The following is a 22,486-nucleotide window of genomic DNA, read 5'->3' as shown; positions in this document are numbered from 1 at the left end:
GAGGAATGATTTTTGATCTCTCCAATTTATAAACGCATTAACTAAACAGAGTAAGCATCTTTTTCATGGTAACGGCACTTATTATTCTTATTTGTATTCTCACCGTACTGTTGATCCTTATCGTGTTGATTCAGAACTCAAAAGGGGGCGGATTGGCCGGTGAATTCGGTGGCTTAGGATCAAACCAACTGATGGGCGTGAAAAAAACGACCGATTTGCTTGAGCAAATCACCTGGGGATTAGGTATCGGGGTAATGGTGTTGACGTTAGCATCGTACATCATGGTTGATCGTACGCAGACCACCACCATCAATAGCGCAAACGTTGACCGGGCACAAACACAAACCCTGCCCGGTGCCGCAGCTCCAAGTGCTGCCAACGGGGCAGCCCCAAGTCAGGCGGCTCCAGGGGCTCAGTCACCAGGCGCTTCTACTTCGGCTTTAACTCCGCAGAAGTAACACAAAACGCATACGCATTGAAGAGCCACTCCCGTCGAAGGAGTGGCTCTTTTGTTTTAAGCGGCCGCTTGAGCCAGTAATTGACGGGCGATCGGCAAAAGTGTTTCCTGAATGGGGTAGGTACGTTTGCTTTCCAGAATAAAAGTTGCTGGGTTGGGCAAATGCTGATGTCGACGAATAAGATCAAGCTTGATCTTTTCAAAGGTATTGACCAGGCTTTTTGTGACGACATCGACCAGGCGTAATTGCACGAGTCGACCGCCCGGTTCATTTTCTGAATAAAGGGTAACTGCAAAATAATACACATGCATTTCGGCATGACTGGTCGCGTGGAGCAGCAAATACCCCTCTTCAGGCCGAAGTGGTAATAAGCCTACCGGAGCTAATGTAAGCGATTGCGCTATGTCGGCCCAGCGTTGATGCCCTTCTGTCAGCATAGCCTGAAATCGGGGGAGGGCAAACTCCATAATGGCATCCAACTCCGCCATAAAGGCAGGGTCCGTTACCTCAGATTTGTATTCGATTCGGGGAGGGGGGCCACTTATTCGGCTGACACGCTTGGGGAACGCCCCATTTAGCGTACCTTTACCCCTCGTAAAACGAAGACCTTCGTGGTAGTGGTCGCGTAGTTCGGGTAAATCGGGACAAAGCTTATGCTCGGCGAAGTTCTGTTGAACACCCTGTAAGTATGCCATCACGACATATTTTTGGTATTCGGCGTCGATCCAATTTTGTGTAAACCAGTCAGATTGTAACTTTTTCATACGCAGAAATCTGCCATTTGGCGGGGAAATGACTTGGTTAATTTAACCAGTACAGGTTAAAAAACCAAATTCTGTTTGTTAAAAAGACTGAATCTGCCGAAGAAAGTTTAATGAATTAGTCAAATGGCAGTATGTCAGTCCTGAAACTGAAAATTTGACAGTCTGACCGGGTTGGCACAGTAATTGGCGAGTCCAGAACGTCGTGTAACTAAAATCAGTACACAAACAGTTTAAAAAACCTTAATCAACTCATTATCATGGTAGCAGAAACGGAAAGCGTTAAAGTGAACGTGAAACCGCTGGCCGACCGAGTGCTGATCGAAGCCGCACCGGCCGAAGAAAAAACCTCCTTTGGTATTATCATTCCCGATACCGCAAAGGAAAAACCCCAGCGTGGTACGGTCGTTGCCGTTGGCGCAGGTAAGAAAGATGAGCCGCTGACGGTTCAGGTGGGCGATACGGTATTGTATGGTAAATATGCCGGTACAGAAATTACCGTTGATGGCAAAGAATATCTTATCATGCGTGAATCCGACATTTTCGCAATCCTGTAATTTAATGATTGAATGATAAACGATGAATGATGAATTGTTTCCCTAAGGATTACAACTCGCCTTCATCCCGCTCATTCATAATTAATCATTCATAATTCATCATTAACCAACAATGGCTAAGAAAATATTTTTTGATACCGAAGCCCGCGAACGCATTAAGAAGGGCGTCGACACTCTCGCCGATGCGGTGAAAGTAACCCTGGGTCCTAAAGGCCGTAACGTTATCCTGGATAAAAAATTTGGCTCGCCTGCCATCACCAAAGATGGTGTGACGGTGGCTAAAGAAATTGAACTGAAAGACGCCATGGAAAACATGGGCGCTCAGTTGGTAAAAGAAGTCGCTTCGAAAACCGCTGATTCGGCAGGTGATGGTACCACTACGGCTACCGTACTGGCACAAGCCATCTATTCGATTGGCGCGAAAAACGTAGCTGCCGGTGCGAACCCGATGGACCTGAAGCGCGGTATCGATAAAGCCGTTTCGGCTGTTGTGGCTAATCTGACCGAACAATCGCAGACGATTGGTGACGACTTCGGTAAAATCGAGCAGGTAGCTACCATCTCGGCTAACCACGACGAGGAAATCGGTACGATGATTGCCGAAGCCATGAAGAAAGTGGGTAAAGAAGGGGTAATTACGGTTGAAGAAGCGCGTGGTACCGAAACGGAAGTGAAAACCGTAGAAGGTATGCAGTTCGATCGGGGTTATCTGTCGGCTTACTTCGTGACCAACACCGATAAAATGGAAGTTGAACTGGATCGTCCGTTCATCCTGATTACCGAAAAGAAAGTGTCGTCGATGAAAGAGCTGCTGCCTGTTCTGGAGCAAGTAGCTCAGACCGGCCGTCCGCTGTTGATCATTGCTGAAGATGTAGACGGTGAAGCTCTGGCAACACTGGTTCTGAATAAAATCCGTGGTGCTCTGAAAGTAGCGGCTGTTAAAGCACCTGGTTTCGGGGATCGTCGGAAAGCAATGCTGGAAGATATCGCTATCCTGACCGGCGGACAGGTGATCAGCGAAGAGCGTGGTTTCAAACTTGAAAACGCTTCGATCGAATATCTGGGACAAGCCGAGAAAGTGCTGATCGACAAAGACAACACAACTGTTGTGAATGGAGTTGGCCACAAGGACGATATCACGGGTCGTGTGAACCAGATTAAAGTTCAAATTGAAAACACCACATCGGACTACGATCGCGAGAAATTGCAGGAGCGTCTGGCCAAACTGTCGGGTGGTGTAGCTATTCTCTACATCGGTGCTGCTACCGAAGTAGAAATGAAAGAAAAGAAAGATCGCGTTGACGATGCGCTGCACGCAACCCGTGCTGCCGTTGAAGAAGGTATCGTAACGGGTGGTGGTATCGCTCTGATCCGTGCTATTCCTGCTTTGGAAGGTGTGAAATCGATCAACGAAGACGAAAAAACGGGTATCAGCATTATTCGCCAGGCGCTCGAATCGCCATTGCGCACAATTGTTGCCAACGCAGGTGGCGAAGGTTCGGTAGTGGTCAATAAAGTGAAAGAGGGTGAAGGTGGCTTTGGTTACAATGCCAAGAATGATAGCTACGAAGACCTGTTTGCGGCTGGTATCATTGATCCGAAAAAAGTAACCCGTCTGGCACTGGAAAACGCAGCGTCGATTGCGGGTCTGTTGCTGACCACCGAATGCGTTGTGGCTGATGAGCCTGAAGAGGCTCCGGCTGGTGGCGCTGGTCATGGCCACCCAGGTGGCATGGGCGGTATGATGTAATACCTGTCTGAACCGGGATTTGTGTGATTTAACAGATTTTCCGGATTTTGCAAAACGCTCCCGATCGTTCGACCGGGAGCGTTTTATTTTTTGCTTATTTAGCTCATTACTGGATGATTTTTATGAGAACGTTTTTATCGGCCGAAGGTATCTGGCAGGAAAGTGGGCTGGCACTAGTACGAATTGTTGTAGGGCTACAGTTGGTTTACCACGGATGGGAAGTCTTCGATCCGGCTCAGATGAAGGAATATGCAGCCTGGGAAATTTTCAGGCAGTCAGCTTCCCCTTTATTCATGGTCTATTTGGGTAAAGGTTCCGAATTGGTCGCCGGACTTTTACTGACGCTGGGGTTTCTAACAAGGGTAGGCTGTCTGATTACGATTGGCACGATGGCCTATATTACCTTCTTTGTTGGCCACGGCAAATTCTGGTATGAAGATCAGCATCCGTTTTTATTTGTATTGCTTGCCCTGGCGTTCCTTTTCACGGGCGGAGGACGATGGAGTGTCGACGCTGTACTATTTGGTAGGGGCGGAAATCAGTAAGCTGCTTTGGCTTAAATTGGTTCGCTACGACCAGGAAGACGATGCGTATACGTAATAGTATAATAAACAAAAAAGCCAAGCGAGACACTCTCTTGGCTTTCTGATTTACTCAACGTTATGAAAAACTTTTCTTTTCGACACAATTATAAAACAAAATTGGCAAAAACAAATATACTTAACCCAACTTTTTTTTTGCTAGTAGCCTAGGGGCTTGATAATGAAGCCGATAAATAAATTTTATGAGCAAAAATACTTGGTTATTATTACTGATATTACTCAGAAAAGCCATTTGGTAACAGCTTACTTCGAAATGGACTTATCCCTAACGGGCAATGAGAAACCGTTGGGTCAATTGCCATTTGGAACCAGCATCCACCTGAATAACATACATACCATCTGGCAAGTTCGGTAATACTAAACGATACGTAGTTGATTTGTCAAGTGAAACGTTTTGGGAATGCACTTTCTGACCCATGGTAGTATAAACGTCCATTTGTAGAAGAGTAGGTTCAGTAATGGGCACTTGAATGTCCAGGTATTCTTTTGCCGGATTTGGGAATACAGTAAGCGTAGGGTCAAAATTGACGGCAGTTCGACCCGCTTTTGTTGAGCAACCTACCGACTCCAGTTTCCAGTATTGTACATATGAGCCACTGTAGGCATATTGAATAACCAAGCCATCTTCGTCCTGGCTGGCTATATCCAGCAATTTACCGGAATGTACAGCTTTGAGGGTTGAGTAGCCATCAGAGCTTGCCTGGATTATCCATTGCTGATTGGTTGCATTTCTGTTGGTATCCTGGATAATACTGGCTCGGTCTTGCAGAGAAGCGCTTTGTACGGTAAGTATACGACGGCTATGTACAGCGGCCAGTTGGTAAGAGTTGGGTGTATCGGTTGGACGGAGCTCCCATTTTTGCCAGGGGCGGTCGCTATACGTTTGCTGTCGTACCAGAGCACCGCTGGCTGTGGCACCGTTTTCTACGGCCAATACCCTTCCGCTCACTCGATTGGTTAGTTTGTAGCATAGAGTCGTTGAAGTTGGCGAGGTTGTATTTGAGCAACCTGTTGCTTCAATTTTCCAGTACTGTACATACGATCCACTAGCCGAATATTGAATAACCATTCCGCCTTCATCCTGATTGGCTATATCCAGCAATTTGCCAGAATGGTCTGCTTTGAGCGTTGAATACCCATCACTACCTGTCTGAATAGTCCATTGTTGATTACGGGCATTTGTAGGGACATTCTGAACAATGCTTGCCCAGTCTTGTGTAGATGCATTTTCAACGGCAAGAGCCTGGTTGCTGTGCGATGCGATGAGTTGATACGTATTTGATCCCATAGGTTGAAATTTCCACTTTTGCCAGGCTTGATCAGCAAATGCCCGCTGTCGGACTGGGGCTCCATCGATAATGGCCCCTGATTCTACTGACAGTACTTTGCCGCTGATCCGGTTTGTTAGTGTATAACATAAGGCCGGATCGAATTGGGATAGTGTAGAAGAGGCTGGTCCCGTCGTTAGGCTTACCTCAACCCCTCTGGACCAGGTAGTATCTTTTCGGGTGTAAGCCCGGAAGTAATAGGCTGTTTGTGGACTTAAATTCGTAACAATTGTGGTCGTAGCTGTTCCACGGTATACCACTTTTCCACCTTCCAAAGCCGATCCATTGCCCGTTATGGCAGGATTAGCGGTATAAGTTGTACCCGATGGACGGCCAGTAAAACCGCTGGCAGGCCGCACAGCGATTAATACTTCATCAAAGACGGTAATCGGATTAGTCCAGGTCAGACTGGCGCTGGCAGGTCCCGACAGAGCGGCTTTAAAATTCTGTACTGCAAGCGTAAACCAGGCACAATCGGGGTAAAGGATTACCGAATCGCTAGCCGTTAGCCCCTCTTTATCCGTAACGGTCAGTTTTATGAAATAATACGCTTCGGTATCGCAGCCCACTGCAGAGAGGGTTACAATTGGGGAGGCATCAGCTACTATCGTTTCGACCTGCGTCTGATTATTGCGCCGTAACATGACCTGCCATTTGTACGTAAGTGTACTAATTGATTCGTCGGTAACGGCAGCTTTTAACGAGTAGCTGCTGGGTTTAGTGGATAAGAATGGGCTGTTGGCAAGTGGATTGGTGATTTTTACTGTTGGTGCGGTATTCGTCAGCGAAATGGTAAGTTGCTGTTTTGAGGATAGACCTTCTGGATCCGTGACGGTCAATTGAACGGTGAAACTCTGAGTACCACTTGAGGTGAACGTATGACCTGGATTGGGCATTGTTGACGAACTGCCATCACCGAAATTCCAGCTATAGGCTAACAGATCGTCGTCAGGGTCAGTGGAGCTATCTCCTTTAAATCGTACAGTCAGTGGACTATTGCCAGTCGTTTTATCAGCCGATGCAATAGCTGACGGAGGCTGATTTGTAGCGTAAGTAATTTTTCGAATTTCTCCCGAATTGATATTCGTGAAGTAGAGAGCACCGTCGAGGGGATTAAATTCAAGGTCGACCACGCCATTGGTGCCTCCCGTCGGAACAAATTCGTGAACGGATGTAATGTCCCCGGTTGTTCCCAGGCTAGCTGCTTTTATCCAGTTGGCTCCATAATCAGCGAAATAGTAAAGATTGCGGTAGCTTGCCGGATAGACTGTGCCTGAATAATAGGCACCCCCTGTCGAACAGTTTCCCGAGAAGGGTTTTCCTGGTACGGGCGAGTCGGCTGCCCCGATCAAGGCTGTCGTGGTGGAGAAAGCGGTAAGCTTTGGTACGCGAGCGATATTGGTCGAATGATTCCAGTCGAGGGCTGGAACGCTGTGCACATAGCGACGCTGTAAACCAGGTAGCGGCAATCCACTACAGGGGTTGGAAACAGCAATCGCTTCGTCAGATGCCTGTTTTAGCAGGTCGGCAAAAGTCAGAAAAGGCTTGCCACAGGTATTGGATGGGTTAGGTTCATCTTTGTTCTCCAGGGTTTGGGCGGCCAAGGCATAGACACTATTCTCCAGAATACCTTCGTATATGGGCCAGCCTGCATTCTCGCCCCCTTGTCGAATACTATGCATTTCTTCCCAGTTGTTCCAGCCTACATCGCCAACGAGCAATACGCCGGGATTGGCATCGGCCGCTTTGGGACTTCCGGTTCCGGGTTGTAAGCTCATTCGATATGGGTTTCGTAACCCCAAGGCCCAGACCCGGGAGGCTGCCGAACGAGGATTCGCCGGAATATAGAAAGGGTTGCCAGGAACGCCATCGCCCGTGTTGGGATCAAGACGCAGAATTTTTCCACAGAGCGAGGTGGGCATTTGCGCCCGAAAAGCGCCTACATTTTCATTGGTACGCAGAATGCCCTCATTGACAGCCGTTTGCCAATAGGTTTCGGACGAACTACCCAGATCGGCGCTGATATAGCTGGCATTATCGCCTGTTGAGACGAGTAGTGTACCATCTCGGCCAAATAAAAGCGTACCCCCTGCCTGAGATTCGTGTGTAAGCGGAATTCCTGTCGATTTACTTTCGCCCAGAAGCACTTTTCGACTGGTCAGATCAGCCGATAAACCATCGTTGGTTATGAGCAGTTTATATCGGGCAACCCGGCTGATGGTCGCATTGAAGTACTCATCTTTTGTGGTGCTATAGGCATCTGTGCCAAAATAGAGAAGATGATGACGATCAACCACATAAAGCAGGTAGATCAGGCCATTGGTCGCAAAGTTTGGATCGAGGCACAGGCTTAGCAGCCCAAAATCGCGCCAGTTACCAACTTCCGGGCTGAGGTCCAATACGGCGGTTGTTTGCTTGATGTATTGCGTACCATTCCAGGTCGAAACCCAAACCCGCCCGGCCTTGTCCCAGACAAAAAGTTGTTTGGCATCGGCAGAGAAAACGGTGCCCATAGGCGTACTATAGCCGCTCTGTACCAAGTTATTGTGGAAGTTGGGCGGTAGCTGGGCGATCGCTCCATTTGCCCGAAAAAGCAGATAGAAAAGCAAGGAAAAGGCAAATCGACCGAATGGGCGATTTCCAGCCAGATAGGTAGTCATTGGTTAAATAGAAGTCACTTATGGGTATAGCAATATTAACGATTCTTGGCAGATCGTTAAGCTACTCTTTCACTAAAAATTCGAATAGTATTATGTAAGCACTACACCATCACGAATGGTTAACTTTCGGTCGGCAAGGTCTGCTAAATGTTCGTTGTGAGTAACGATGACGAAGGTTTGGCCGAATTCGTCCCGCAGCCGGAAAAATAACTGATGTAGTTCTTCAGCATTATGGGAATCGAGATTTCCGCTGGGCTCATCGGCAAAAACAATGGCTGGCTGATTAATTAAGGCTCTCGCTACGGCTACCCGTTGCTGCTCACCACCCGATAATTGAGACGGGAAATGAGATTGGCGGTCACGAAGCCCTAGCCGATCCAGTAATTCACTAGCTCGCTCGCGCACCTGCTTTTCGTCTTTCCCCGAAATAAACCCGGGTAAGCAGACATTTTCGAGGGCCGTAAACTCGGGCAGAAGATTATTGAACTGAAAAACAAAGCCAATCCGTTCGTTGCGGAACTGAGCGAGTTTTCGATCGTTCAGGTTGAACACGTTTTGCCCGTCAAGTATAAGTTCACCCGTGTCGGGTCGGTCAAGCGTACCCAGTATTTGCAGGAGGGTTGTTTTTCCCGCTCCCGATGCCCCTACAATCGAAACGATTTCGCCAGGCTCAATACAGATATCTATTCCTTTTAGTACAGCCAGATTTTTATAGTTCCGGCGGATGTTAGTGGTTTGGAGAAGCGACACGGGGTTTTCAGTTTTCAGTTTTCGGTTCTCAGTCGGTGGTTACGCGTTCTTTTTGAACTGAAAACCCAAAACTGAAAACTGAAAACTCTTTTTATTGTTAACTTGCCACGCAAAAATACGATTTCCAATCCTCCTTGTTGCAGTTGTCATGAATATACACGAGTATCAGGGTAAAGAAATTCTCAAAAAATACGGTGTCCGCATCCAGGAAGGCATCGTTGCTGAGTCGCCCGAAAAAGCGGTGGAAGCCGCTAAGCAGATTATGGCGCAGACGAATTCTAAGTTTGTCGTCGTAAAATCGCAGATCCATGCAGGTGGACGTGGTAAGGGCAAAGTTGTTGGCAGCGAACAGCGTGGGGTTGCCTTAGCGAAATCGGTCGATGAGGTACGCGATATTGCTAAAAATCTTATTGGCAATGTGCTCGTTACGCACCAAACTGGACCTGAAGGGAAAAAAGTAAATAAGGTTCTGGTGGCACAGGATGTATTTTATCCAGGCGCATCGGAGCCTAAAGAGATGTACATCAGCATCCTGCTCGACCGGAGCAAAGCCTGCAACGTTATTATGGCCAGCACCGAAGGCGGGATGGACATTGAAGAGGTGGCAGAAAAGACGCCTGAGAAAATCGTGAAAGAGTGGATCGATCCAGCCGTTGGTCTGCAGCCGTTCCAGGCTCGGAAAGTAGCGTTTGGGTTGGGTCTGTCGGGCGAAGCCTTCAAAGAGATGGTCAAATTTGTGACCTCGCTCTACAAGGCTTATGTGGATACCGACGCGTCGATGTTTGAAATCAACCCTGTTCTGAAAACATCGGATAATAAGATTCTGGCCGTTGATGCCAAGGTGAATCTGGACGATAACGCGCTGTACCGGCATCCCGATCTGGCCAATCTCCGCGACATCACTGAAGAAGATCCGCTCGAAGTAGAAGCATCGGCTAATGACCTGAACTATGTAAAACTCGACGGTAACGTAGGGTGTATGGTGAATGGGGCAGGGCTGGCGATGGCGACGATGGATATCATCAAACTATCGGGTGGCGAGCCTGCCAACTTCCTGGACGTAGGCGGTGGCGCAAATGCAAAAACAGTAGAGGCCGGTTTCCGTATCATCCTGAAAGACCCGAACGTAAAAGCCATTCTGATCAACATCTTTGGTGGTATCGTTCGCTGCGACCGCGTCGCAACGGGTGTTGTAGAAGCGTATAAAGCGATTGGCGATATTCCGGTGCCGATCATTGTCCGGTTGCAGGGAACCAACGCGGCCGAAGGGGCTAAAATTATTGATGAGTCGGGACTGAAAGTACAGTCGGCAGTTGAGCTGAAAGAAGCCGCTGAGAAAGTACGTCAGGTAGTTTCGGCACTTTAATAGCAAATGGTAGGTAAACAGAAAAGCCGGAGTATGTGCTCCGGCTTTTCTGTTTGTAAGGTAATATACTAACGCCGTGCGCTGGCGTAATACTTTTGCGCATCGGGCAGCAGTTTCTGCAAGTCAGCAATCCGTCGGGCATCGGAAGGGTGATCGGAGAAAAATTCAGCCGGGGCTTTTCCGCCACTGGCTTTAGCCATGCGCTGCCAGAACGTAATGGCTTCGGCCGGATTATATCCCGCCATCGACATAAAAATCAAACCCAGGTGGTCAGCTTCCGATTCCTGGCTTCGGCTATGCGGAAGGCCACGACCAAACTGATAAGCCAAAGGCCCCACTACACCAAAAGCCTGCTGAAACAATGCCTGCGTTTGTGGGCTTTTAGCGGAGGTGGCAATACCAGTAGCCACCTGACCAGCCTGTAGCAGACCATTGGCAAGCAGGCCTTCGCTCATGCGTTCATTCCCGTGTTCGGCAATGGCGTGCGATACTTCATGACCCAGTACGGTAGCTAAACCGGCTTCGTTTTGCGTATACGGTAAAATACCTGAATACACAACGATCTTACCACCCGGCATACACCAGGCATTCACCTGATTGCTTTGCACCAGATGATATTCCCACTGAAAGCCTTCGAGCCGTTTTGAAAATCCATTGCTGTTCATATAACTTTCAACAGCCTGACGGATGCGGTTGCCTACACGGGTTACCATTTCGGCGTCGTTGTTGGACGTAGGCACCACCCGACTGGTGTCCAGAAAGGCTTTATACTGCGTAAAGCTCATCGCCAGCATATCGCTGGGAGGAACCAGAATCAATTGCTTTCGCCCGGTTAAAGGTACTTTTTCACAGGCCGTAACCGCGAAAGCAAGCGATAGCATAAGAATCAATACTTTTTTCATTTGTGTGTGTTTAATGGTAGATGACATTCTGACGTAATAAGACTGGTAAGGTACTGGAATTGTTCAAAATTTCTGTCATTCATGTGGTCTACCCCTCTTTAGTCGTTAGATTTGCGATATTCTTCTTGGTTTAAACCTACTGCGGCCAGACGGACTAGTATTCTGCTCTACAGCCGCATCTGTGCGGGCGGAATGTCCGCGTTACGTCTATGAAAATTATCTGCGTTGGTCGTAATTACGCCGAACACATTAAGGAACTTAACAACGAGCGCCCTGACGATCCGGTTATCTTCATGAAGCCCGAAACGGCTATCCCCCTGAAAAATGAGCCGTTTTTCTACCCTGAATTTTCCACCGATGTTCACCACGAGGTGGAGATTCTGGTAAAAATCAATCGGGTGGGCAAAAACATCGACGAGAAATTCGCGCATAAATATTACGACGAAGTCGGCATCGGTATCGATTTTACGGCTCGTGATGTGCAGAGTAAGTTGAAGGCGAAAGGGCTTCCCTGGGAGCTGGCCAAGGGCTTCAATGGATCGGCACCCATTTCCGGATTTGTGCCTAAGACGGATTATCAAGATTTACAAAACCTTAATTTCCGGTTAGATATCAACGGCGAAACGCGTCAGCAGGGCAATACCAGCCTGATGCTGTACAAAATAGACTACCTGATTTCATTTGTATCCCGGTATTTCCTATTGCAGCAGGGCGATATTCTATTTACGGGTACGCCACACGGCGTTGGGCCTGTACAAGTCGGAGATCGGCTGACCGCCTACATTGAAGATAAACCCATGCTAACGTTCGACGTTAAGTAGTTTAGTTTGGCGAATCGATCCGGCATTTCGGCTCGCTATCAACTTTCCAATCTTTTGCTTTTGACACGATCACTTTTTTATTGGTCCATGCTGCTTCTGATTGCTTCAGGGTCAGTTTATGGACAGCCGACCAAGCCCGTTTTATCGACTCAGTCAGGTCAGCCCCAAACCGGGTACATTCAGCCGGGAACACTCGTTGATGGTTATTTCCTGTTTCCGATTCAGCCCGGAGCAGCTAATTCACTATCGGGTGGGATGGGCGATTTACGACCGAACCACTTCCATGCGGGCCTGGATATTCGCACGGGCGGTCGTGAGGGGCTGGATGTGCATGCGGCTGCGGATGGGTATGTTTCCCGTATTGCCGTATTTACGGGTGGCTATGGAAATGTTGTGTTTATCAAGCATCCCAACGGCTTGACTACGGTATATGGTCACTTAAAATCCCTGAAAGATACCCTTGGACGATACCTGCGCGAACAACAGTATCAGGCCAAGACCTTCGAAATCGACATCCGCCCCCAGCCAGATCAGTTTCCGGTCAAGAAAGGAGATGTCATTGCTGCATCGGGCAACACAGGAGGGTCGGGGGGACCACACCTGCATTTTGAAATTCGGGATGCGCGCGACAACCTCATCAATCCGTTATTGTATGGGTTTTCAGAAATTCAGGATGAGGTTCCGCCTTATTTTGAGCGCGTCGCTCTGAAAACCATGACGGCCAGTTCACGAATCAACGGCGAATATCAACGGGTAAGTTACGTGCCTGTTCGTCGGGCCGATGGGACGTATACGATCACGCAACCGATTACGGCTTCGGGGCTGATTGGTATGGAAGTACTGGCTTACGACAAAACCAGTGGGTCTCCCTATCGAAATGGCATCAGTTGTCTGGAGATACGGCTGGATGGGAAGGAAGTGTTTGCTTATAACATGAACAGTTTTCCGAATGAGCAGACGCGGTTTATGAACGTTCATGAAAATTATGAAGTCGAGCAAACGAGTGGGCAGCGGTATCATCGGGGGTATATTGCCGATGGAAATATTCTGAATTTGTACAAGCTACAGAGCAATGCCGCTTATCGTGGGCGTTTGCCTTTGCTGGATGGGCGTCCACATGAGGTGATGCTGACACTATATGATGCGTTCGATCATGCGACTCAGTTGTCATTTACCATTCAGCCCGAAGTAGCAGCACCAACCTCCTTCCCGTCGATCGATACCATGGATGCTCAGGTAGCGCCCACTGCACCCGAAGTGTTTCGGGGCGACCCTTCGGCAACCATTACGACCGACGAAAATGTGCTTAAATTAAGTGTCAAAAACGTATCGCTTACCAATCCGCCCAAAGCTAAATTAATTACCGGGCGAACTGTAGTCGAGCAATCTGTTAGCTATGTGCGTAGCAATCAAGCCGTTTATCTTATAGATTTGCGTCAGTATTTGCCCGATTCGGTGCAGTTTGACCGGAGTGTTGTGCGCACTAATTTCAAAAAGCGCATTATTCCGGGTCGAAATGATACTTATATTGAGGGAAATACCCGGCTCGACTTTGGAGCCAAAACCCTTTTTGATACACTTCATCTAGCTGTACGGACACTACCGAGTGGCGGTCTGGAAATTAACCAATCGACGATTCCATTAAATGATTACTTAATGGTTCAGTATACACCGATTGTGCCGATGGCCATTGACACCGCCCGAACGAAGGCTTACTGGACAAGTAATGGCAATCAGAGCTTCCTTGGCGGCAAATGGAATAAAGGTCATCTTGAGTTCAGAACTCGCTCGCTGGGACGTTTTCAGCTTATGACCGACATAAACCCGCCAACGGTTCAGATTTTGAGCGCAACTCCGGCCGGAATTACAGCCCGCATTCGTGACGATTTGTCGGGTATTGCCCAGTTCCGGGCTCTGGTCAATGGAGAGTGGGTATTGATGCAGTACGACTATAAACGGGCTTTACTGTGGTCGGATAAGTTAAACCCTGATGAGCCGTTTGAAGCGGGTGACGAGGTAATTGTACAGGTAAAAGATCAGGTCGGGAACATTGGCTCCGACAGCACAACGATAAAGGAACCCCAACGGGCCGTTCGCCGGAAAGTCACTTCGAAAAGCCATCGGAAGCGACGATAGTTTAGTAACCATCAAACTCGGAACAATAAAGCGTATGGAATTAAAAGTTGGTGATCCTGCTCCCGATTTTACAAGTACCGATCAGAACGGTACGCTGATTAAGCTATCCAATTATCGGGGAAAGAAGGTGGTCCTGTATTTCTATCCTAAAGATGACACACCCGGCTGTACGGCCGAAGCCTGTAGCCTGCGCGACAATGAAGATCGGCTTCGGGCGGCTGGCTATGAAGTGCTGGGGGTTAGTGTGGATGACCACAAGTCGCACCAGAAGTTTATTAAGAAGTACAGTCTGCCGTTTCCGCTCGTTGCCGATACCGACAAGCAGATTGTAGAAGCGTATGGGGTCTGGAAAGAAAAATCGATGTATGGGCGCACCCATATGGGTATTGTCCGGACAACGTTCCTGATCGATGAAGCAGGCATCATTACCGATATTATTACCAAAGTAGATACCCAAAACCACGCAGATCAAATTTTAAAATAAGTACGCAGGGGTTTGGAGCGAGGAGTGCGAATGGCTGGTGCAGGAAGAGCGTACCAGGTGAATTCCCACTCCTAACTCCTGACTTCTAACTCCTAACAAGTATGGAACTCGAACAACTCGAACACATTGCTACCGCCGTACGGCGTGATATTGTCCGCATGGTTGCGGCCGTCAACTCTGGTCACCCAGGAGGCTCCTTAGGCTGCACCGACTTCATGGTTGCCCTCTATTTTGAGATTATGAACCGGAAAAAGGACGACAAGGGCAATCCGATTTTCGATATGGATGGTCGTGATGAGGACATTTTCTTCCTCTCGAATGGACACATTTCGCCGGTATTTTATTCGGTACTGGCTCGGGCCGGTTATTTCCCATTATCTGAATTAGCTACGTTCCGTAAGCTGGATAGCCGTCTGCAGGGGCACCCAACCACAGCCGAGCATCTGCCAGGGGTACGCATTGCATCGGGTTCGTTGGGGCAAGGTCTGTCGGTAGCGGCTGGGGCAGCTTACTCGAAAAAACTTAATGGCGATAAAAACCATGTATACGTCCTCATGGGCGATGGCGAGCAGCAGGAAGGTCAGATATGGGAAGCCGCTCAGTTTGCGCCCAACAAAAAACTGGGTAATCTGACGGCTGTAATCGACTTCAACCACGCACAGATCGACGGTAAAACCGACAACGTAAACAATAACCGCGACCTCGGAGCAAAATATGCCGCTTTTGGCTGGCATGTCGACGAAATGCAGGGCAACGACATGGCCGATGTGATCAAAACGCTTCGGAAAGCGCAGGAAAATCCAGACGTACCGACGTTGATTCTGATGCATACCGAAATGGGCTTCGGGGTTGATTACATGGTTGGTAGCTACAAATGGCATGGTGTTGCGCCAAATGCCGAGCAGCTCCAGCAGGCCTTGAATCAATTGCCTTTAACGGTAGGTATGTCGGATTATTAATTTGTTGTAGAGACACGATCCTTCGCGTCTCATGACCGGATGATTTTTGGCTGACGTGAAAAATAGCTGACGCATAGGAGACGCCAGGGATGGCGTCTCTACAATTGACTCCATGCAAATCAAACGCTTAGTCATCGAAAATTTCAAGTCCATTGAACGGATCGAGCTTATAGAGCCGAATCCGTTCACGGTCTTTGTCGGCCCCAACGGGTCGGGCAAGTCGAATATTTTCGAGGCTTTGGAGTTTGTGAATATATCCTATAATTATAAAGGGTCTGCTAGTCTTAGCTTATTTGGAGGTCTTGATAGCCTGCAAAGACGTCAGGATAAGAGCTCTGAGTTTGGCTTTAGAGCTGAAATTGGAGAATATGCATTATTCTCCAATAGTTTTTCTAAAGTTCAATTGGCTGAGCAATCAACAGACATACCCAGGGGGCCTAAAGGGGATGTTTATAGACAGTTCATGGAAAGATTTAGCCGTTTGTTTGTCAAAAACGAAAGTTTAGAAAAGTTTCGATTGAACGACAGCCTGCGTTTATCGCTTTCTGCGAAAAATCTTGAAAAAGTACTTAAGCGCGTTTTAGCAAACGAAAACTTAAGAGATGAAATCTTCGAATGGCTTGATTTATTTGTACCAGGGTTTAAGTCTGTCGAAGTAGATGATCGAGATGAGTTGCATTGGTTTGAAGATTCTGTTCCAAGCTATTTCACAAAAGACCTGATCTCTGATGGTACATACAATATTTTAGCCATGCTGGCGGCTGTTTACCAGAGCGATGAGCCGCAGTTTCTTTGCATTGAAGAACCTGAAAATGGTTTGCACCCACAGGTTCTGATGACCCTGGTTGACTTTTTTCGTAGTCAATGCAACGAAAAAGGACATTTTATCTGGCTTAATACGCATTCCGAATCCTTGGTCCGATGCCTGACAACCGACGAAATTGTTCTAGTTAATAAAAAGGATGGAGCCACTACTGTAAAACAGATTAAGGATCACAATTTCTACGATCTGCCAACTGATGAAGCATGGCTGACAGGCGCCCTAGGAGGGGGCTTACCATGGTGAAAGTAGGCTTTATTGTCGAAGGCGCGTCCGAAAAAATAGTTTTAAAAGCGCGGGAGTTTCAGGATTACTTACGCTCGAAACAAATTGAACAGGTTGGCGATGTGATCGATATGGATGGTAAAGGCAATTTAAAAGCCAGTAGCCAGCGTATGAATACACAGGTTCAGTTACTGCGGGATGCTGGGGCCAACTGGATCATGGTTCTGCGTGATATGGATAATGTCGATTCATTTTCAGTTGTGAAAAGGGAAGTATACCAGGCTCCGGATACCGTAGTTTGTGTGGCTGTTCAGGCGCTGGAAGCCTGGTTTTTGGCCGATTCCCAGACATTGTCGACGGTATTCCAAACGGCTTTTCACCATGATTTGCCGGAGTCGGTCAGCGCTCCATTTGAGTTATTAGTTGCTTTACGTAAGCAGTATACAGGACGAGGCATAGGGGATAAAAAAGTATTTGCCAGAACCATGCTTGGCTGTGGTTTTACGATTGAAAATGCTGCTCAGCATACCAACTGTCCGAGTGCCACTTATTTTCTAACTAAATTGCAAACCCTCGCTTCGGCGAATCAATAGAATATGACAAAATACGAGTTCACCGAGAAAAAAGATACCCGCTCAGGCTTTGGCGCGGGCATTGCCGAACTGGGCAAAACACATCCCAATGTTGTAGCGCTGACCGCCGATCTGGCCGGGTCGCTCAAGCTCGACGCATTTATCAAGGAAAACCCGGATCGATTTATCCAGTGCGGTATCGCCGAGGCCAATATGATTGGGGTTTCGGCAGGGTTGACCATTGGTGGGCATATCCCGTTTGCTACTACGTTTGCCAATTTCGCAACGGGTCGGGTCTATGACCAGATTCGTCAGTCGGTCGCGTATTCGAACAAAAATGTCAAAATCTGTGCATCGCACGCGGGATTGACGCTGGGTGAAGACGGCGCTACACACCAGATTCTGGAAGATTTGGGCATGATGAAAATGCTGCCGAACATGACCGTTATCAATCCCTGCGATTATAACCAGACCAAAGCCGCTACCCTTGCGATTGCCGATCACGAAGGTCCGGTGTATCTGCGTTTTGGCCGTCCGGTCATTCCGGTATTTACGCCTGCCGATCAGAAATTTGAAATCGGTAAAGCCTGGACCGTGAATGAAGGAAGTGATGTGTCGATTTTCTGTACGGGCCACCTGGTTTGGGAAGCCATTAAAGCGGGTGAAATCCTATCTCAGGAAGGAATTGAAGCCGACATTATTAACATTCATACGATTAAGCCGTTAGATGAAGAGGCTATTCTGGCATCGATCAAGAAAACGGGTTGTGCCGTTTCGGCCGAAGAGCATATGCTGAATGGTGGACTGGGCGATAGTGTAGCACAGGTTCTGTCTCGCCATTATCCGGCTCCGCTCGAATACGTTGGTGTTCATGATACCTTCGGAGAAAGTGGTACACCTGATCAACTGATGCAGAAGTATGGTCTTACTGCCGACAAGATTGTTGAGCAAGTGAAGAAAGTAATGGCAAGAAAATAAGTAGTTAGGAGTGAGGAGCGAGTAGTGAGTAGTGAGAATGGTTGACGCATTAACAGATTTCTTGTATCAGCCAGTCTCACCGCTCCGGCGGCCCGGTCCTCGCTCCTAACTACTGAAAAAAAGAATGACTGACGAAGAACTCCTCGCCAAATTTCGCGATCCGTCGAGCCGGAATTATGCCTTTAATCTGCTGGTGCGCAAGTATCAGCAGAAAATATATTGGCATATTCGGAAGATGGTTATTGATCACGATGATGCCGATGATCTGGTGCAGGAAACGTTCATAAAAGTCTGGAATAGTCTGGAACAGTTTCGGGGTGATAGTCAGTTATATACCTGGATTTATCGGATTGCTACCAACGAGTGTCTTAACTTTCTGAATAAAAAACGTCGACGATTCTTTTTGCCGATTGGGGATGTGGAAGGAGAATTGATGGAAAAGCTCGAAACCAATGCGGCCTATGTTACATCGGGCAACGATCCCAGTGGCGAAGACGTACAGTTGAAGTTACAGAAAGCTTTGCTGAAACTGCCCGATAAACAGCGGTTGGTTTTCAACATGAAGTATTTCGATGATATGAAATATGAAGATATTGCCGAAATTACGGGAACGTCCGTTGGGGCTTTAAAAGCGTCTTATCATCTTGCCGTCAAGAAGATTGAAGATTTTTTTAATAACTCGGATACAGACGATTAAACCTAAGGCGATTGAAGCTGTCAAATCTTAAAATATTTTAAGATACCTGAATTGTGTGAGACACACACCAGAGCAATGAACGATAGTAAACATTTCCGGCTTGATGAATTGCCGCCTGAACATCCACTCAGGCAGCTTCCGTTTACAGCGCCAGACGGTTATTTTGATGACCTGCCTTCGCGGGTTCAGGCTCGTGTTGTCAGAAAGCCAAAACCTGCCTTCCATATTAGCTGGTCGTGGCAACGTACGGCTGCTTCGCTGGCAGGAGCTAGTCTGATCGCTTTACTGGTTTGGCAAACGTTACCACAACGGCAGGAATCGTTGGGCAGCGAAGCCCTGGCAGGAGTAAGTGATGATGCTATAACCGCTTATCTTGAAGATCAGGGCGTTAGCGCGTATGAATTGGCTGATGTTCAGCAAATTCATTCTTCGTTGGGTAGTGATACCACAGCGATTCAGTTTCTGAACGTAGCACCGACCGATATTCAGGAGCTTATTCAGGAACAAAACCCTGGAGACAACGCGAAGGTCGGCTCCTGATTTTACGAATGGTTAACTTTACCAAAATGAGACACGCATGGATTGGTTGGTTGTTTGGCCTGTTAGTAATGACCCAGGTAGCCAACGCACAAAATGACCTAAACGGACGCCAGAAAATTGAATCCGCTAAAATTGGGATGATTACCAATCGGTTGAATCTGACAACCGATCAGGCCCCTCAGTTTTGGGCGATTTACAATGAGTATAATGCCAAGAAGCAGGAACTGAACCGGCGGATTCGGCAATTGAATAATGAACCTAATCGGTTTAATCTGAATGATGACCAACTGAAAAATGGGCTTCGGGAAACGAATGCCACCAAGCAAAAGCTCGCTGATCTTGACGACGAGTATATGGAGCGGTTTCTGAAAGTAATTAGCCCTGCTCAGTTGCGAGAGCTTTATAAAACCGAGCAGATGTTTAATCAGATGCTGCTCAAACGATTAAATCAGGAATAAATAACCGGGCTTTAATGAATGAGCGGATTCACCAGATTTTGTCAATTGCTAAAGGCAACTAAACGCAAAATCTGATGAATCCGCTCATTCATTAAAGCCTGCTCTGGTTTAGTAGCGCACTACTTTGAAGTGCGAGATGCCGCCATCAAAGCGAATGGTCATCTTTTTGGTGGCAGTATCATAGCCGGGGCTTTGGTATTCGCCACCGCCAATGTTTGTAAAGTCATCTAGTTCTTCCAGATTCAGGGCGCCATCTTTTTTGATCCGGCATCCCACTTCTTTCGGAACCCGTACCGTAACTGAAGCCGCCCCTACATCGAGTTTTATATCGGCCTGATCGGCTTTGGCGCCTAGTTTCAGGTCAAGGTCAGCGGCACCAACGCCTAGTTTCAGACTTTTAACGGCATAAGCACTCAAATCCAGATCGCCCGAGCCAGCGCCCAGGGCCACATCCATCGACCAGACAGGCTTGGTATTCAGATGAATGTCAACGCGGTTTTCGTAGTGCCCATCTTTCAGGTCGAAGTGTTGATCTTCATCCTTTGGTTTCAGTTCGATCGTTGGGATGTGGGTGGTTTCGTCCCGGTCAACTGACATTGAATAGAGGCCAACGGTTTGCTTCGTATCTGCTTTGATGAGTTCGCTGGTTGGCTCCCCGATAGTGAACTTTCCGGCTCCGCCTGCGAGTTTTAGGACAGCTTCACGAGTATCAGCGTCCATACTTTCAGCGAAGGTATTTGAATGGACCTCGTCGCTGTCTGCATCCCGGCGTTCACGTTCCGCCCGATAATCGTCTTCGTTATCTTGATCATCCTTGTCGTTATGATGATCATCGTCATCATCGTCGTCGTCATGATGCCAGCGCATATGGAAGCCGTCGTTGTCATCGTGGCGATGATGCGAAAAGAAGCCGAACAGGGTAGTTGGTACAGCCACTGCCAGCATAATTGTCGTAATAAAGGCGGCTGGGTTGGCTCGTCGTTCCAGGATGAGATGTACCCCCGCCAGAATCAGCAGGGCAGGCCACAGATTGACCAGTGAGTGCCAGTCGACGTCGAGCCAGCCTGCTCGCCGGGCCAGGAACAATACGCCCATCGTTAGCAGAAAAATTCCCCAGAATAATCCGTTTCTTCGTTGCATGGTTTTAGATATATGGTGTAGGATATATGATGTATGATGTGTAGTCTAGAGGAGATTTCTATACTCTCCAGAACTACTTCATATATCATATGTCATACATTCAATGTTACAGCGTTCCGTTCGGGTCGTTGTTGTTGGTGTCGTAAGGGGGTCTGATCCGGTCTTTAAAGATCAACCACAAGCCAAGAGCAATCAGCATGAACGGCCACAGATCGCCGAAGTCAATGTCTAAGTAGCGGTCAAGAAGGAACAAAACACCCAGAATGATCAGGACGACACCACCAATGATGCTACGATCCGGAGAGGCAGGTTTGTTGGGATTGTATGGATTCATGGAAAAATAAGGATTAGAAAAAGCGGTTGACGGAGTCACGACACCATCCGAACGGCGTTCGGGTAGAACGATCCACATGATGATGTAAATAATTACAGCCGGAAAATGCGGCAAAAAAATTCCGATTACAAAAAGTATGCGTACTAATGCACGGTCAATGCCAAAATAATCGGCCAAACCAGCGCATACACCCCCAATCTGGGCCTGGTCGGCAATACGTTCTAATCGCTTGTTCATGGCTTCTTTGTGTTTAAAACCGATGTAAACCTAGCCGATTGGACAACACCAGGAAAGCGTATTTGGAAGAATGGACGCGGCTATGGATAGAAGTATGTTTTCAATGATAGTAGGTAATACATAGTAGTGGCTGGTATTCACAGATAGTATTGGGAGTGGGGAGGGCTGACGCACCATAAAGCTTTCGCGTCAGCCCTCCCCACTCCCAATACTATCTGTGAATACTGATTTTACTCTTCTTCAATCGCTTCCAGGATATCCATTAGTTCGCCGAACTCTTTGTTGCCCGGTTGCTCTTCATCGCCACCGCTTAGGGCTATGCCCCGAACGGGTAAGTTGGCCAACAGATCGTGAACATTTTGGGCCGAGATGCCCGTACCGAGTAAGATCGGATACCGAGAGGCCAACTGCTGAAGAGCGGCTTTTAACTCGTCGTCGAAGTGAAGCGGCCCATTACTTTCGAGTAGTATGTAATCGGCGATTGAGGCACTGGTATGAAACAGGGTGTCGAGGTGGTCAAGCGTTAATTGAGATAGATCGACACGGAGAATCAGGCTTTTGTCGAAAGTGGTCAGATAAGGAAGCAAAGCAGCCTCGTCGACTTGCAATATATCAGGCTGATAGGTAGCCAGAAGTTGTTCAATCGCTTCCAGATCAATAGCAGAGGTTTCGCCAACGATCTGTACACCAGCTACCCATCCTCGGATTTCCTCAAACTTACGTGGTTCAATGTAATCGGGGGAGTCTATATCCATCGAGAAGCCGAGCATGTCGACACCCATTCCAGCGCAATAGCGGGCATCGCTCAGATTGGTCACATTTGAGATTTTAACAAGCGTTTTAAGTGGCATGATTGGATGGAGTAGTAATCAGTGAAAAGTCGTCAAAGGTACGGACAACCAGGCATTGTATTACTGACTTTCCTGCCTGATTGTTCATACCTGTCGACCT

General features: G+C 47.8%; 22 protein-coding genes. 15 read left to right on the top strand and 7 right to left on the bottom strand.

The window, feature by feature from the left end:
* Positions 1–65 precede the first annotated feature (65 nt).
* Entirely contained in the window at positions 66–458 is a 393-nt protein-coding gene (gene secG / locus B153_RS0128260; protein WP_020600119.1) for a preprotein translocase subunit SecG, read from the top strand.
* Between the two features lie 56 nt (positions 459–514).
* On the opposite strand, the gene B153_RS0128255 is transcribed toward secG, so the two are convergent.
* Positions 515–1,222, bottom strand: a complete 708-nt coding sequence (locus tag B153_RS0128255; protein WP_020600118.1) for a hypothetical protein — start codon at positions 1,220–1,222, stop codon at positions 515–517.
* 257 nt (positions 1,223–1,479) lie between these two features.
* Here B153_RS0128255 and B153_RS0128250 point away from each other — a divergent pair, with 257 nt between their 5' ends.
* From B153_RS0128250 to B153_RS0128240, 3 genes are all read left to right on the top strand, one after another.
* Positions 1,480–1,776 carry a co-chaperone GroES gene (locus B153_RS0128250; RefSeq protein WP_020600117.1) on the top strand — a complete coding sequence of 99 codons (297 nt, stop codon included), beginning with the start codon at positions 1,480–1,482 and terminating at the stop codon, positions 1,774–1,776.
* 112 nt (positions 1,777–1,888) lie between these two features.
* Entirely contained in the window at positions 1,889–3,526 is a 1,638-nt protein-coding gene (groL, locus tag B153_RS0128245; protein WP_020600116.1) for a chaperonin GroEL, read from the top strand.
* Between the two features lie 122 nt (positions 3,527–3,648).
* Positions 3,649–4,071, top strand: coding sequence for a DoxX family protein (locus B153_RS0128240; RefSeq protein WP_040762280.1), 423 nt, complete (start codon positions 3,649–3,651; stop codon positions 4,069–4,071).
* A 322-nt stretch (positions 4,072–4,393) separates the two neighbouring features.
* On the opposite strand, the gene B153_RS0128235 is transcribed toward B153_RS0128240, so the two are convergent.
* Positions 4,394–8,116, bottom strand: coding sequence for an RICIN domain-containing protein (locus B153_RS0128235; protein ID WP_020600114.1), 3,723 nt, complete (start codon positions 8,114–8,116; stop codon positions 4,394–4,396).
* 90 nt (positions 8,117–8,206) lie between these two features.
* Positions 8,207–8,866, bottom strand: coding sequence for an ABC transporter ATP-binding protein (locus B153_RS0128230; protein WP_020600113.1), 660 nt, complete (start codon positions 8,864–8,866; stop codon positions 8,207–8,209).
* 148 nt (positions 8,867–9,014) lie between these two features.
* Here B153_RS0128230 and sucC point away from each other — a divergent pair, with 148 nt between their 5' ends.
* The gene (gene sucC / locus B153_RS0128225) at positions 9,015–10,232 is read left to right on the top strand and encodes an ADP-forming succinate--CoA ligase subunit beta (RefSeq protein WP_020600112.1); all 1,218 of its coding nucleotides are present in this window, start codon (positions 9,015–9,017) and stop codon (positions 10,230–10,232) included.
* A 68-nt stretch (positions 10,233–10,300) separates the two neighbouring features.
* Here sucC and B153_RS0128220 read toward each other — a convergent pair whose 3' ends face one another.
* The gene (locus B153_RS0128220) at positions 10,301–11,134 is read right to left on the bottom strand and encodes a M48 family metallopeptidase (RefSeq protein WP_020600111.1); all 834 of its coding nucleotides are present in this window, start codon (positions 11,132–11,134) and stop codon (positions 10,301–10,303) included.
* A 209-nt stretch (positions 11,135–11,343) separates the two neighbouring features.
* Between B153_RS0128220 and B153_RS0128215 the strand changes: the two genes are divergently transcribed.
* From B153_RS0128215 to B153_RS0128170, 10 genes are all read left to right on the top strand, one after another.
* The gene (locus tag B153_RS0128215; RefSeq protein ID WP_020600110.1) at positions 11,344–11,955 is read left to right on the top strand and encodes a fumarylacetoacetate hydrolase family protein; all 612 of its coding nucleotides are present in this window, start codon (positions 11,344–11,346) and stop codon (positions 11,953–11,955) included.
* Positions 11,956–12,042: 87 nt separating this feature from the next.
* A complete protein-coding gene (locus B153_RS0128210) occupies positions 12,043–14,091 on the top strand; it encodes a M23 family metallopeptidase (protein ID WP_020600109.1) in 2,049 nt (682 codons plus the stop codon).
* Positions 14,092–14,125: 34 nt separating this feature from the next.
* The gene (bcp, locus tag B153_RS0128205; protein WP_020600108.1) at positions 14,126–14,575 is read left to right on the top strand and encodes a thioredoxin-dependent thiol peroxidase; all 450 of its coding nucleotides are present in this window, start codon (positions 14,126–14,128) and stop codon (positions 14,573–14,575) included.
* Between the two features lie 101 nt (positions 14,576–14,676).
* Entirely contained in the window at positions 14,677–15,534 is an 858-nt protein-coding gene (locus B153_RS0128200) for a transketolase (protein WP_020600107.1), read from the top strand.
* Between the two features lie 112 nt (positions 15,535–15,646).
* Positions 15,647–16,600 carry an AAA family ATPase gene (locus B153_RS0128195; protein WP_020600106.1) on the top strand — a complete coding sequence of 318 codons (954 nt, stop codon included), beginning with the start codon at positions 15,647–15,649 and terminating at the stop codon, positions 16,598–16,600.
* Complete coding sequence (locus B153_RS0128190; protein WP_020600105.1) at positions 16,594–17,172, top strand: hypothetical protein; 579 nt, start codon at positions 16,594–16,596, stop codon at positions 17,170–17,172. The genes B153_RS0128195 and B153_RS0128190 overlap by 7 nt, the downstream gene beginning before the upstream one ends.
* A gap of 3 nt (positions 17,173–17,175) precedes the next feature.
* The gene (locus B153_RS0128185) at positions 17,176–18,129 is read left to right on the top strand and encodes a transketolase family protein (RefSeq protein ID WP_020600104.1); all 954 of its coding nucleotides are present in this window, start codon (positions 17,176–17,178) and stop codon (positions 18,127–18,129) included.
* Positions 18,130–18,253: 124 nt separating this feature from the next.
* Positions 18,254–18,826 carry an RNA polymerase sigma factor gene (locus B153_RS0128180; RefSeq protein WP_020600103.1) on the top strand — a complete coding sequence of 191 codons (573 nt, stop codon included), beginning with the start codon at positions 18,254–18,256 and terminating at the stop codon, positions 18,824–18,826.
* Positions 18,827–18,901: 75 nt separating this feature from the next.
* Positions 18,902–19,366 (top strand): hypothetical protein, encoded by a 465-nt coding sequence (locus B153_RS0128175; RefSeq protein ID WP_020600102.1) that lies wholly within the window; start codon positions 18,902–18,904, stop codon positions 19,364–19,366.
* Between the two features lie 8 nt (positions 19,367–19,374).
* On the top strand, positions 19,375–19,824 hold the full coding sequence (locus B153_RS0128170) for a hypothetical protein (protein ID WP_026262516.1): 450 nt from the start codon (positions 19,375–19,377) through the stop codon (positions 19,822–19,824).
* A gap of 108 nt (positions 19,825–19,932) precedes the next feature.
* Here B153_RS0128170 and B153_RS0128165 read toward each other — a convergent pair whose 3' ends face one another.
* The 3 genes from B153_RS0128165 to trpF all read right to left on the bottom strand — a co-directional run bounded on the left by B153_RS0128165 (position 19,933) and on the right by trpF (position 22,386).
* Entirely contained in the window at positions 19,933–20,964 is a 1,032-nt protein-coding gene (locus B153_RS0128165; RefSeq protein WP_020600100.1) for a LiaI-LiaF-like domain-containing protein, read from the bottom strand.
* Between the two features lie 106 nt (positions 20,965–21,070).
* Positions 21,071–21,535 (bottom strand): PspC domain-containing protein, encoded by a 465-nt coding sequence (locus B153_RS0128160; protein ID WP_020600099.1) that lies wholly within the window; start codon positions 21,533–21,535, stop codon positions 21,071–21,073.
* 230 nt (positions 21,536–21,765) lie between these two features.
* Positions 21,766–22,386: a phosphoribosylanthranilate isomerase gene (gene trpF / locus B153_RS0128155; RefSeq protein WP_020600098.1), complete on the bottom strand. Its 621-nt coding sequence runs from the start codon at positions 22,384–22,386 to the stop codon at positions 21,766–21,768.
* Between the last annotated feature and the right edge of the window lie 100 nt (positions 22,387–22,486).

Source organism: Spirosoma panaciterrae DSM 21099 (genome assembly GCF_000374025.1).
Lineage (GTDB): Bacteria > Bacteroidota > Bacteroidia > Cytophagales > Spirosomataceae > Spirosoma > Spirosoma panaciterrae.
The sequence above is the reverse complement of the archived record's forward strand: the minus strand, read 5'-3'. Positions and strand labels throughout refer to the sequence as shown.